This is a genomic window from Pseudoxanthomonas sp. PXM04 (genome assembly GCF_014851695.1).
In the GTDB taxonomy this organism is placed as follows: domain Bacteria; phylum Pseudomonadota; class Gammaproteobacteria; order Xanthomonadales; family Xanthomonadaceae; genus Pseudoxanthomonas_A; species Pseudoxanthomonas_A beigongshangi.
In genome coordinates this window covers 356,978-369,693 of record NZ_JACVAG010000007.1, presented here as the reverse complement: position 1 = coordinate 369,693, position 12,716 = coordinate 356,978, and the positions used below count along the sequence as shown (strand labels likewise).

At 66.5% G+C, this 12,716-nt stretch carries 11 protein-coding genes; 4 read left to right on the top strand and 7 right to left on the bottom strand.

Annotated features, from left to right (window positions below; translation table 11 throughout):
• Nucleotides 1-774: 774 nt before the first annotated feature.
• Nucleotides 775-2,334, bottom strand: coding sequence for a phospholipase D family protein (locus IB228_RS18180; RefSeq protein WP_192199437.1), 1,560 nt, complete (start codon nucleotides 2,332-2,334; stop codon nucleotides 775-777).
• 157 nt (nucleotides 2,335-2,491) lie between these two features.
• Here IB228_RS18180 and IB228_RS18175 point away from each other — a divergent pair, with 157 nt between their 5' ends.
• The 4 genes from IB228_RS18175 (at nucleotide 2,492) to aqpZ (ending at nucleotide 5,720) form a co-directional block, all read left to right on the top strand.
• A complete protein-coding gene (locus tag IB228_RS18175) occupies nucleotides 2,492-3,013 on the top strand; it encodes a phosphoglycerate mutase family protein (RefSeq protein ID WP_192199436.1) in 522 nt (173 codons plus the stop codon).
• Nucleotides 3,014-3,066: 53 nt separating this feature from the next.
• Nucleotides 3,067-3,765, top strand: coding sequence for a deoxyribonuclease V (gene nfi, locus IB228_RS18170; protein WP_192199435.1), 699 nt, complete (start codon nucleotides 3,067-3,069; stop codon nucleotides 3,763-3,765).
• Between the two features lie 253 nt (nucleotides 3,766-4,018).
• Nucleotides 4,019-4,879 carry a pirin family protein gene (locus tag IB228_RS18165; RefSeq protein ID WP_192199434.1) on the top strand — a complete coding sequence of 287 codons (861 nt, stop codon included), beginning with the start codon at nucleotides 4,019-4,021 and terminating at the stop codon, nucleotides 4,877-4,879.
• 124 nt (nucleotides 4,880-5,003) lie between these two features.
• Entirely contained in the window at nucleotides 5,004-5,720 is a 717-nt protein-coding gene (gene aqpZ, locus IB228_RS18160) for an aquaporin Z (protein WP_192199433.1), read from the top strand.
• A 201-nt stretch (nucleotides 5,721-5,921) separates the two neighbouring features.
• On the opposite strand, the gene IB228_RS18155 is transcribed toward aqpZ, so the two are convergent.
• The 6 genes from IB228_RS18155 to IB228_RS18130 all read right to left on the bottom strand — a co-directional run bounded on the left by IB228_RS18155 (nucleotide 5,922) and on the right by IB228_RS18130 (nucleotide 12,577).
• Complete coding sequence (locus IB228_RS18155) at nucleotides 5,922-6,782, bottom strand: pirin family protein (RefSeq protein ID WP_183637825.1); 861 nt, start codon at nucleotides 6,780-6,782, stop codon at nucleotides 5,922-5,924.
• 232 nt (nucleotides 6,783-7,014) lie between these two features.
• Nucleotides 7,015-8,376 (bottom strand): NAD-dependent succinate-semialdehyde dehydrogenase, encoded by a 1,362-nt coding sequence (locus tag IB228_RS18150; protein WP_192199432.1) that lies wholly within the window; start codon nucleotides 8,374-8,376, stop codon nucleotides 7,015-7,017.
• Nucleotides 8,377-8,444: 68 nt separating this feature from the next.
• Entirely contained in the window at nucleotides 8,445-9,287 is an 843-nt protein-coding gene (locus IB228_RS18145) for an ABC transporter permease subunit (RefSeq protein WP_183637831.1), read from the bottom strand.
• Nucleotides 9,284-10,198, bottom strand: a complete 915-nt coding sequence (locus tag IB228_RS18140) for an ABC transporter permease subunit (RefSeq protein WP_183637834.1) — start codon at nucleotides 10,196-10,198, stop codon at nucleotides 9,284-9,286. The genes IB228_RS18145 and IB228_RS18140 overlap by 4 nt, the downstream gene beginning before the upstream one ends.
• Nucleotides 10,195-11,343, bottom strand: coding sequence for a polyamine ABC transporter ATP-binding protein (gene potA, locus IB228_RS18135; protein ID WP_183637837.1), 1,149 nt, complete (start codon nucleotides 11,341-11,343; stop codon nucleotides 10,195-10,197). The genes IB228_RS18140 and potA overlap by 4 nt, the downstream gene beginning before the upstream one ends.
• Before the next feature lie 97 nt (nucleotides 11,344-11,440).
• Nucleotides 11,441-12,577, bottom strand: a complete 1,137-nt coding sequence (locus IB228_RS18130) for a polyamine ABC transporter substrate-binding protein (protein WP_192199431.1) — start codon at nucleotides 12,575-12,577, stop codon at nucleotides 11,441-11,443.
• Nucleotides 12,578-12,716 lie beyond the last annotated feature (139 nt).

Below are 12,716 nucleotides of genomic sequence, written 5' to 3'. Positions count from 1 at the left end.
TTGTGGGAGCGACGTGAGTCGCGATTGCCGTTGGCCACATGGCTGAAAAGCATTCGCGACTTACGTCGCTCCCACAGTTGGAGAATTGCCAACGCTACAACTGCGATTCGATTGGCAGCCATTCCAGCGGCTTAGCGGTGCCTCTACTCCACTGGCCGATGCCTGCCGGATTTGTGGGAGCGACGTGAGTCGCGATTGCCGTTGGCGACATGGCTGAAAAGCATCGCGACTGACGTCGCTCCTACAGTTGGAGAATTGCCGACGCTACAACTGCGATTCGATTGGCAGCCATTCCAGCGGCTTGGCGGTGCCTCTACTCCACTGGCCGATGCCTGCCGGATTTGTGGGAGCGACGTGAGTCGCGATTGCCGTTGGCGGTCTGGCTGAAAAGCATCGCGACTGACGTCGCTCCCACAGTTGGGGAATTGCCAACGCTACAACTGCGATTCGATTGGCAGCCATTCCAGCGGCTTGGCGGTGCCTCTACTCCACTGGCCGATGCCCGCCGGATTTGTGGGAGCGACGTGAGTCGCGATTGCCGTTGGCGACATGGCTGAAAAGCATCGCGACTGACGTCGCTCCCACAGTTGGGGAATTGCCAACGCTACAACTGCGATTCGATTGGCAGCCATTCCAGCGGCTTGGCGGTGCCTCTACTCCACTGGCCGATGCCTGCCGGATTTGTGGGAGCGACGTGAGTCGCGATTGCCGTTGGCGACATGGCTGAAAAGCATTGCGACTGACGTCGCTCCCACAGTTGGGGAATTGCCGGCACTACAACTGCGATTCGATCGGCAGCCATTCCAGCACCTTGACGGTGCCGCGGCGCCACAGGCCGACGCCGGGTTCGTGGTCCCAGGTCCGCGGCGGGGTCACCGAACCGTCGTCCCAGCGCAGCTTGCCGTCGGCGAGCCGCAATTGGTAGCTGTGCGCGGGCGAGGTCTTGTCACGGTAGCGCTGGGCCAGTTCGGCGGCGGTGTCGGCGTCCTCGAAGAACACGCCCATCTCGGTATTGAGGCTGACCGAGCGCGGATCCAGGTTGAATGAACCGACGAAGCCGGAAGCGCCGTCGACCACGAACGCCTTGGTGTGCAGGCTGGCACCGCTGGACCCGAACAGGCTGTTATCCTCCTGCGCGCCGCGCGGCATCAACTCGTACAGCTTCACGCCCTCGCGCAGCAGCGGCACCCGATAAGGCGCATAGCCGCTGTGCACGGCGGTCACGTCGGTGGCCGCCAGCGAATTGGTCAGCACGCCCACCTCCACGCCGCGCCGGCGCAGCCCCGCCAGCCACGTCACGCCGTCACGGCCGGGCACGAAGTACGGCGAGATCAGCCAGACCCGTTCGCGCGCCCCGGAGACGGCCGGCACCAGCCGGTTGATCAGCCAGCCGTCGCCGCCGTTGCCCTCGCCTTTCTCCGGCGGATCGGAATGCACCTGGGTCGACGCGGGCCAGTGCAGCGGCATCTGCCCCTCGACGAAGGCGCGCACGCCGGGGGAGTTTTCCACCCGCTTCAGATACGGCGCGGCGCGGCGCGATCGCTGCGCCTTGTCCACGTCGGCGCGCAGTTCCGCCAGCGCGTTTTCGTCCGCGCGCGCCAGCGCATGCAGCGGGATCACCGAGCCGCTGTTCCAGAACGCGTCGAAAATCGCTTCGGTCTGCCGCACCGCTGGTCCCAGCAGGGCCGCGTCCAGGTCCAGGAAATTGGTATCGGTGGCCGCGTCGAAATACTCGTCGCCGATATTGCGTCCCCCCACCACCGCAATCCGCCCATCGGCGATCCACGCCTTGTTGTGCATGCGCCGGTTGAGGCTGACACCGCGCAGCAGCATTTCCATGCCGCGTCCCAGGAAGCCGGCCCGGTTGCGCGACGGATTGAACATCCGCACTTCGATGTTGGGATGCTGGTCCAGCGCCACCAGCAGCGAATCGCGGCCATGCGCGTTCATGTCGTCCAGCAGCAGGCGCACGCGCACGCCGCGGTCGGCGGCGCGCAGCAGTTCGCGATCGAGCAGTTGTCCGGTGAGGTCGTCGTGCCAGATGTAGTACTGCAGATCCAGGCTGCGCCCCGCCGCCTGCGCGGTCAGCGCGCGGATCGCGAAGGCATCGAGGTTGTCCGACACCAGGCCAAGCCCGCTCCGATCCGGATGCGCTTCGGTCAGCGGCGCGATGGCGCGATCCAGCGTGGTGGCGTTGGCGGCGATCGGCAGGGCCTGCGTCGCCGGTCCGTGCACGCGCGCGGCGAACCGGCCGTAGCTGTAGAGCGACACCAGGCTGGCGATGACCAGCGTCAGCAGGATCAGGCCCAGCAGGCGAAGCTTGCGTGCCATCATGGGCTCCTCGGTGACATGCATCGATTCTACCGGGTGTGTCCTGACGGATGTGTTGGCGCCTCCCCGGCGGCCGGCCTCGCCGGTTCGCTGCCGCCACCTCAGGACCGCCCGCCAGGACGCCTGCGATATGCTGCGTGCGTCTTCGCCGGAGTTCTCCATGACGATCCCGCTGAACCGCTTCCTGTGCCTTCTGCTCGCGGCGGCCGCGTTGGCCCTGTCCGGCTGCGCCAGCACGCCGTCTTCCGACGGCACCACCTTCGTGGTGGTCCGGCATGCCGAGAAGGCCACCGACGATCCGGAGGATCCGCAACTGTCGGAGATTGGCCTGCGCCGCGCGCAGCGGCTGGCCGAGGTCCTGGCCGACGCGCCCGTGGTCGCGGTCTACGCGACCGAGTTCAAACGTACCCGCCAGACCGCCCAGCCCACCGCGGATCGCCGGCATATTCCCGTCAACGCCTACTTTTCGCGCGGCCCCGCCGCCGAAAGCGCCGCCCGCTGGCGTCGCGATCACGATCACGGCACGGTGCTGATCGTCGGCCACAGCAATACCGTGCCGGATCTGGTGACCGCCCTCTCCGGCCAGCCGGCCGCGCCGATGCCGGACACCGAGTACGACCGCCTGACCCGCATCCACGTCGGCGCGGATGGCCGCGTGCGGGTCGAGATCGCGCGCTACTGACCGCGCGCGCCGCCTGCACGGAGCGCACAGGCGGCATCGGTTACCCTGCATCGATGAACGACGCGACCAACGTGTTCGGCGCGTGGGACGGCAGCGCCCGCCACGCCCGCCTGCTGCAGAAGGAACTCGCCCGCCAGGTCCGCCTGCGCGACGACTTTGATCCACCGCGTCACCTGGCGGGTTTCGATGTCGGTTTCGAGGATGGCGGCGCAACCACGCGCGCGGCGGTGGTGCTGCTCGATGCGCGCGATCTGCAGCCGATCGAAACCCATGTCGCGCGCGTACCGACCTCGATGCCCTACGTGCCGGGCCTGCTCAGTTTCCGCGAACTGCCGGCGTTGGTCGCGGCGCTGGCGATGCTGCGGCAGGCTCCGGATCTGGTGATGATCGACGGCCAGGGCATCGCCCACCCGCGCCGGCTCGGCATCGCCGCGCATTTCGGCGTGGCGACCGGCCTGCCCAGCATCGGAGTGGCGAAGAAACCGCTGTGCGGCCGCTTCGATCCGCCCGGCGATCGCGGCGGCGACCACACCCCCCTGCTCGATGGCGGCGAACAGATCGGCTGGGCGCTGCGCAGCAAGCCGCGTTGCCTGCCGCTGATCGTCTCGCCCGGCCACCGCGTCTCGATGGCCGGTGCGCTCGACTGGACCCTGCACTGCCTGCGTGGCTACCGCCTGCCGGAACCCACGCGCCTGGCCGACCGGCTGGCGTCGCGGCGCGGCGACGTCCCGCTCGCGCCCGCCTCGCGATAGCCAGGTGGATAGGAGCGGCCTCCGGCCGCGAGCTTTTCCGCTGAATTCGCGGGGGACACGTTCATGCCGTTCGTCCCCCTCTCATGGCGAACGAAGAGCTCGCGGCCGGAGGCCGCTCCTACCCCTCCAGGTCGGGCGACGGGGATGGATGCGGGGCGATGCATCCATCGCGGAAACAATCCGTTGCCGCCGCCGGCCCTGCGCGCGTCATGACGCTGTGCCATCCTGCGCGCAGCCACCCACGGAGGACGCCATGACCCTCATCATTCCCCCCCGCACCCACGATCTGGGCGGATTCCAGGTCCGTCGCGCGGTGCCCAGCCTGCAGGCGCGCAGCGTCGGCCCGTTCGTGTTCGTGGACCACATGGGTCCGGCGACCTTCGACGAGGGCCGCGGCGTGGACGTGCGCCCGCACCCGCACATCGGTCTGGCCACGGTGACCTTCCTGTGGAGCGGCGCGATCAATCACAAGGACACGCTGGGTTCGGAGCAGGTCATCCTGCCCGGCGACGTCAACTGGATGACCGCCGGCCGCGGCATCGCCCATTCCGAGCGCACGCCTTCCGACGTGCGCGCGCATCCGCATCCGCTGCACGGCATGCAGACCTGGGTCGCGCTGCCGAAGGCTTACGAGGAGGTCGCGCCCGAATTCCACCACCACAAGGCCGACACCCTGCCGCAGCGACGCCATGACGGCACCTGGCTGCGGGTGATCGCCGGCCGCGCCTATGGCGAGGAATCGCCGGTGCGGGTGTTCGCCGACACCTTCAACGTGGCACTGGATCTGGAGCCCGACGCCGAGCACGCCATCGATGGCGGTCATGCCGAGCGTGCGCTGTACTTGCTGGAGGGCGACGCGCAGCTCGACGGCGCCGACATTCCCGACAAGCACCTGGTGGTGCTGGATCCCGGCACCCGGCCGGTGCTGCGCGCGAAGACACCGGTGAAGGCGCTGCTGCTTGGCGGCGAACCGCTCGACGCGCATCGGCACATCTGGTGGAACTTCGTCTCCAGTTCGAAGGAGCGGATCGAACAGGCCAAGGAGGATTGGCGCGAAGGAAAATTCGGCCAGGTGCCCGGCGAGACCGAGTTCATTCCCTTGCCCGATCATTAATCAAGAGTGATAGCTGTCACACTTTTTTGAGTTACCCAAGGCATACTGGTGCCGCACCCGCGCGATCCTCGTGCGCGTGCGGCCCGTCGGACGACGGTTCCATCCATTCCTTGGGGGATTACAGATGAGTCTTGGAAAGAAACTCGCGGCGGAGTTCCTGGGTACTTTCTGGCTGGTGCTGGGCGGTTGCGGAAGCGCCGTGCTGGCGGCCAAGTTCGGCGGTGACGCCAATCCACTCGGCATCGGATTCCTCGGCGTGGCGCTGGCCTTCGGCCTGACCGTGCTGACCGGCGCCTACGCGTTCGGCCACATCTCCGGCGGCCATTTCAATCCGGCGGTGAGTTTCGGCCTGTGGGCCGGTGGCCGCTTTTCGATCAAGGAGCTGGTGCCCTATCTCGTCGCCCAGGTGCTGGGCGGCATCGCGGCCGGATTCATCCTGCTCCAGATCGCCGGCGGCGCCAGCGGCTTCGCGATTGATCCGAATGCAGCCGGCGCGTTCGCCAGCAACGGCTATGGCGCGATGTCGCCGGGCGGCTATTCGGTGGCGGCGGCGTTCCTGACCGAAGTGGTGCTGACCGCGTTCTTCCTGATCGTCATCATGGGTTCCACCCACGGCCGCGCCCCGGCGGGTTTCGCGCCCATCGCGATCGGCCTGGCCCTGACCCTGATCCACCTGATCAGCATCCCGGTCACCAACACCTCGGTGAATCCGGCCCGCTCCACCGGCGTGGCGCTGTTCGCCGGCCCGACCGCGATCAGCCAGTTGTGGCTGTTCTGGCTGGCGCCGATCCTCGGTGGCCTGCTCGGCGGCGTGATCTACAAGGCGATTGGCAAGGACTGACTTCGCCGCATCCGTTGCAAAAAAAGCCGGGCATTGCCCGGCTTTTTTTCTCCGTTCATCTCTTCCCTGTGGGAGCGACGTAAGTCGCGATGACCATCAGCCGCGGGATGGCGGGAAGTAAGGCTCCCTTCTTTCGGAACTCGATGCCGGAAACGGTTCGCGACTTACGTCGCTCCCACAGGCCGGCATCTCGGGATGCGATCAGAACCGCCCTTCCTGGAAGTCGACGAAGGCTTGCATGATTTCCTGCTTGCTGTTCATCACGAAGGGGCCATGCCGCACCACCGGTTCGCGCAGCGGGCGCCCGGCCACCAGGATGGCGCGGGCCGGCTGGTTGCCGGCGCGCAGGCTCAGTCCACTGCCACCGCCGAGCACGCCCATCTCATGGGTTTCCAGTGCGCGCGCATCCTCGCCCTCGCCCACCGTCAGCGCGCCCTCGAACGCATACACGAACGCGTTGTGGCCTTCGGGCAGCACGTAGTCCCATGCCTTGCCGGCGTCGAGCGCGATGTCGAGATAGACCGGATCGGTGGCCGGTTGCGAGATCGGACCTTCCACGTCGCCGACCCGGCCGGCGATCACCTTGATGCCCACGCCCGGTCCGGGCGAGGCGGTCGGAATGCGTTCCGGCGCGAATTCCTGGTACTTCGGCGCGGTCATCTTCTCGCGCGCCGGCAGGTTCACCCACAGTTGGAAACCGCGCATGCGCCCGGATTCCTGCTCGGGCATTTCCGAATGCACCAGGCCGCGGCCGGCGGTCATCCACTGCACCGAACCCGGCGTCAGCAGGCCCTCGTTGCCGTGGTTGTCGCGATGGCGCATGCGCCCGTCGAGCATGTAGGTGACGGTCTCGAAGCCGCGATGCGGATGTTCCGGGAAACCGGCGAGGTAGTCCTCGGCGCGATCGGTGCCGAACTCGTCCAGCAGCAGGAACGGATCCAGATCCGGCAGGTCCGGGCCGCCGATGACGCGGGTCAGCTTGACGCCGGCGCCATCGGAGGTGGCGCGACCGCGCACCTTGCGCAGGACGCGGGCGGGATGGATATCGACGGGGGTGTGCATGGTGACCTCCTGGGCAATGCCGGAAAGATGGCAGCGCGGCACCGGTTTCGGAATGCCGGCACCCGTAACCATCTGTTCCAGCCATGGACCCGGTAGCCCTCAAGGAGCCGACCCACCCGGTAGGAGCGGCCTCCGGCCGCGAGCTTTCGGCGGAATGCCCGCACACGCGGTTCGTCCGCCTGGCACGATGAGAAAGAGCTCGCGGCCGGGGCCGCGCCTACCATTCGCGGCGTCAGGCCACGTAGACGGACTTGATGTTCATGAACTCGTGGATGCCGTGCTCGGCCAGTTCACGCCCGAAGCCCGAACGCTTGGTGCCGCCGAACGGCAGGCGCACGTCGCTGCGCACGATCGCGTTGACGAAGGCCGCGCCGACCTGCAACTGGCGCGCCACCCGATCGCCGCGATCGGCATTGCCGGTCCAGACGCTGCCGCCCAGGCCGAACGTGGTGTCGTTGGCGACCCGCACCGCTTCGGCCTCGTCGCGCACCCGCAGGATGCTGGCGACCGGACCGAACAGTTCTTCCTCGTAGGCCGGCATGCCGGGCTTCACTCCATCCAGGATCGAAGCGGGGTAACCGGCGTGCGAGGCATCCGGCTCGCAACCCAGCAGGGCCTTCGCACCCTTGGCGATGCTCGCCTGCACCTGGCGATGCAGTTCGTCGCGCAGATCCTGGCGCGCCATCGGCGCCAGCGTGGTCGCGTCGTCCTGCGGGTCGCCCAGGCGCAGTTTCGCCGCCGCTTCGCTGAAGCGCTGCACGAAGCGATCGGCGATCGCCTCGACCACGATGAAGCGCTTGGCGGCGATGCAGGTCTGCCCCGCATTGCCGAAGCGGGACGCAATCGCGCCGGCCACGGTCTTGTCCAGGTCCGCGTCCTCCAGCACCACGAAAGCATCGCTGCCGCCCAGCTCCATCACGCACTTCTTGAGCTGCTGGCCGGCGTTTCCCGCCACCGAGCGGCCCGCGCGCTCGCTGCCGGTCAGGGTCACCGCGGCGACGCGCGGATCCCGGATGACCTCGGCGGCCTGGTCGTTGTCGATATGCAGCACGCCGAACACGCCGGCCGGAACGCCCGCGCCATGCAGCGCGTCGGCGATGACGTCGGCGCAGCCCGGCACATTGCTGGCGTGCTTGAGCACGGCGACATTGCCCGCCATCAGCACCGGCGCCAGGAACCGGAACACCTGCCAGATCGGGAAGTTCCACGGCATCACCGCGAACACGCAGCCAATCGGTTCGTAGCGCACGTAACTGCGGCTGCCATCGGTGTTGATCGGCTCGTCCCTCAGGTAATCGGCCGCATGGTTGGCGTAGTAGTCGCAGGCGCCGGCGCACTTGTCGATTTCGGCCAGGGCCTCCTTGCGCAGCTTGCCCATTTCGGCGGTCATCACCCGCTGGATGTCGTCGCGACGGCGGCGCAGTTCCGAGCCGACCCGGCGCAGCAGTTCGCCACGCTCGGCCAGCGGACGCGCCGACCAGGCACGGAAGGCCGGCTGCGAGGCCGCCAGCACGGCCTCGACCGCGGCGGCGTCCATCAGCGGTTGGGAACGGTCGACCTGGCCGGTCGCGGGATTGACGATGTCTACCTTCATGACGATCTCTGGGTTCTCGGGCAGGCGCCCATTCTGGCGCCCGCCGCGTTAGCGCCGGGTGGGCCCGGTCAGCCGTTTTCCTGCAACGCCAGTTGCATGTCGCGCTGGCGGCGCTTCTCCTCGCGGTACATCAGCCACCAGCCGGCCAACGCCGCGAGCGAGACGATCGCGATCATCAGCGTCGCCAGCGCGTTGATTTTGGGACTCAGGCCCAGGCGCACGGAGGAGAACACCTTCATCGGCAGGGTGGTCGAACTGGGGCCGGCGACGAAGCTGGCGATCACCACGTCGTCCAGCGACAGGGTGAATGCCAGCAACCAGCCCGACACCAGCGCCGGCGCGATGATCGGCAGGGTGATCAGGAAGAACACCTTGAGCCGGTTCGCGCCCAGGTCCATCGCCGCCTCCTCCAGCGACTTGTCCAGTTCGGACAGACGCGAGGAGATCACCACGGTGACGAAGGAGACGGTCAGGGTGACGTGGGCGATCCAGATCGCGATGACGCCCTTGGACGGCAGGCCCAGCAGTTCGCCCATCGAGACCAGCATCAGCAGGATCGACAGGCCGATGATCACTTCCGGCATCACCAGCGGCGCGGTGATCAGCGCGCCGAACAGGGTCTTGCCGGGGAAGCGCCGCATCCGGGTCATCACCAGCGCCGCCAGCGTGCCCAGCACCATCGCCGCGGTCGCGGTCCAGAACGCGATCTTCAGGCTGATCCAGGCCGCCTGCAGCATCTGTTGATCGCGGAACAGCTCGCCGTACCACTTCACTGAAAATCCCGACCAGACCGTAGCCAGGCGCGACTCGTTGAACGAGTACACCATCAGGATCAGGATCGGCAGGTACAGGAAGGCGAAACCGAAACCCAGCACCAGCCAGGTCAGGCTGCGTTGGCGCAGGCGGCTCATGTCAGCCTCCCTTCCAGCTCGCGCTGCTGCACCCGGTTGAAGATCAGGATCGGGATCATCAGCAGGATCAGCATGACGATCGCCACCGCCGAGGCCGCCGGCCAGTCACGGTTGTTGAAGAACTCGTTCCACAGCACCCGGCCGATCATCAGCGTGTCCGGACCGCCCAGCAGTTCGGGGATGACGAATTCGCCCACCGCCGGAATCATCACCAGCATGCAGCCGGCGATGATGCCGGCGCGCGACAGCGGCAGGGTGATGGTGAAGAACGCCTTCCACGGCTTGGCGCCCAGATCGTAGGCCGCTTCCAGCAGGCGCTGGTCGTGCTTGACCAGGTTGGTGTAAAGCGGCAGCACCATGAACGGCAGGTAGGCGTAGACGATGCCGATGTAGGCGGCCATCGGCGTGTACAGGATCTGCAAGGGTTCGCTGATGATGCCCAGCTTCATCAGCAGGTTGTTGAGCAGGCCGTTGTTCTTGAGGATGCCGATCCAGGCGTAGATGCGGATCAGGAACGAGGTCCAGGACGGCAGCACCACCAGCATCATCGCGATGTTGCGGCTGGAGGGCGGCAGGCGCGCGATCACGTAGGCGATGGGATAGCCGATCAGCAGCGCGAAGAAGGTCGAGATGGCCGCGATCTGGATCGAGCTCAGGTAGGCCTGGATGTACTGGGAATCGGTGAACAGCGCCGCGTAGTTGCCCAGGTTGAGCTTGAGCGAGAGCGCCTCGTCCACGTATTCCAGGATCGGCGTGTACGGCGGCATGGCGATGGCCAGCCGCGAGAACGAAATCTTCAGGACGATCAGGAAGGGAATGGCGAAGAACAGCAACAGCCACAGGTAAGGGACCGAGATCACCGCCCAGCGCGGGCCCGGCGTGGCTTTCTTGATCAGGTCGCGGAGTTTCATGAGGTCAGCACCACCCCGTCGTTGTCGCCCCACCACACCCAGACCTCGTCGTTCCAGGTCAGGCCTTCGCTGGCCCAGCGCTGCACGTTGGCGAAGTTGGCCATGAACTTGTAGCCGCCCGGCAGGCGCACGTGATAGACCGAATGGCTGCCGAAGTAGGCGATGTCCTCGATCACGCCCTTGGCCTTGTTGTACTCCTGCGCCGGTTCCGCCTTGCCGATGCCCAGCTTCTCCGGGCGAACGGCGAACGAGACTTCCTGGCCCTCGAAGCCGGAGATGCCATGGCCCACGTAGACCGGCACCGGCAGTTGCGGGCTGCGGATGGTGACGTAGTCGGACTCGTCCTCCTCCACCACGCCATCGATCAGGTTGACCGAGCCGATGAACTCGGCGGCGAAGCGGCTGGTCGGTTGCTCGTAGATTTCGTCCGGCGTGCCGACCTGGCGGATCCAGCCCTGATCCATCAGGGCGATGCGGGTGGCCATGGTCATGGCCTCTTCCTGGTCGTGGGTGACCATCACGCAGGTCACCCCGGATTTCTCGATGATGTTGACCAGTTCCAGTTGCATCTGCGAGCGCAGCTTCTTGTCCAGCGCGCCCATCGGCTCGTCCAGCAGCAGCAGCTTCGGCCCCTTGGCCAGCGACCGCGCCAGCGCCACGCGCTGTTGCTGGCCGCCGGAGAGCTGGTGCGGTTTGCGCCTGGCCAGCTTGCCCAGCTGCACCAGCGCCAGCATTTCCTCGACCCGCTTCTTGATGGCCTCCCTGGACAGGCCGTCCTGCTTCAGGCCGAAGGCGATGTTCTGTTCCACGGTCATGTGCGGGAACAGCGCGTAGGACTGGAACATCATGTTGAGCGGCCGCTCGTAGGGCGGCAGGTCGTTGAGCAGTTGCCCGTCCAGGTAGATCTTGCCGGCCGTGGGCTTCTCGAACCCGGCCAGGCAGCGCAGCAACGTGGACTTGCCGCTGCCGGAACCGCCCAGCAGGGCGAAGATCTCGCCCTTGCGGATGGTCAGGTTGGTGTCGTCCACGGCGACGAAGCCGTCGAATTCCTTGCGCACGTCGACGATGCGCAGGTAGGCATCGACACCGGCCTTGGCGGTCGCGGTGTCCTTGCCGTTGCCGGGAGGTGGGTTGTCAGCCGCCATCGGGTTCCCCTGTACCGCGCCGTGCATGCGGCGCCGGTATTTTCTTGAAAATGGAAACGCTCCGGGGCGGGCGTCGTCGCCCGCCCCTTCGCATGGGTTACTTGCCGGTCTTCAGTTCCGTCCAGATCCGGGTGTACTGGCGATCCACTTCCGGCGGGAGCACCGCGAAGGTGAACAGCTTGGCTTCCACTTCCGGTGGCGGATACACGGTCGGATCCTCGACGATCGCCTTGTCCATCAGCGCCTTGGCCTTGGGAATGGCGTTGGGGTAATGGATGAAGTTGGAATTGTTGGCCATCACCTGCGGATCCAGCAGGTAGTTGATGAAGGCGTAGGCGTTGTCCACGTGCTTGGCGTCCTTGGGGATGGCCAGCATGTCGAACCACTGCGGCGCGCCTTCCTTCGGGATGGCATAGGCGATCTTGATGCCGTTGCCGGCTTCCTCGGCGCGATCGCGCGCCTGGATGATGTCGCCGGACCAGCCCACCACCAGGCAGGTGTCGCCGTTGGCCATCGCGTCGATGTACTGCGAGGAGTGGAAGTTGGTGATGTAGGGGCGCACCGACTTCAGCAGCGCGGCGGCCTTGTCGATGACCTTGGGATCGAAGCTGTTGGGATCCTCGCCCAGGTAGTTCAGCGCCATCGGGATGATTTCCGACGGGGTGTCCAGCAGGGTCACGCCGCAGTCCTTGAGCTTGGACACGTTCTCCGGCTTGAACACGATATCCAGGCTGTTGGCGATGTCGGTGTTGCCGAACGCCGCCTTGACCTTGTCGATGTTGTAGCCGATGCCGGTGGTGCCCCACATGTACGGAATGGCGTACTGGTTGCCGGGATCCTGCCGCTCGATGCGCTTCATCAGCTCCGGGTCGAGGTTGGCGTAGTTGGGAATCCTGCTCTTGTCCAGCGGCATGAACACGCCCGCCTGGATCTGCCGGCCGAGGAAATTCAGGGTCGGCACCACGATGTCGTAGCCGCTGGAGCCGGCCAGCAGCTTGGTCTCGACCACCTCGTTGCTGTCGAACACGTCGTAGGTGACCTTGATCCCGCTCTGTTTCTCGAAATTCGGGATGGTGTCCTCGGCGATGTAGTCCGACCAGTTGTAGACGTTCACTTCCTTGGCCCCTTCGGCCTTGGCGGTGCCGGCCGCCCCCTTGTCGGCATCGGGCTTGCCGCCGCAGGCGGCCAGGGTGGTACAGAGGAGGACAGCGGTGGCCAGGATTCGCAGTTTCATCAAGCTCTCTCCAGAGTTGCGCCAGGCATGGCAGTGATGAGTGGTGCGTTCTTGCGGTTTGACTGCGGGCATTCCGGGGAATGCCCTGTTCGTGCCCGGGACCGAGGCCCCGGCAATCCCCCCCAAAGACCAGGGCCGC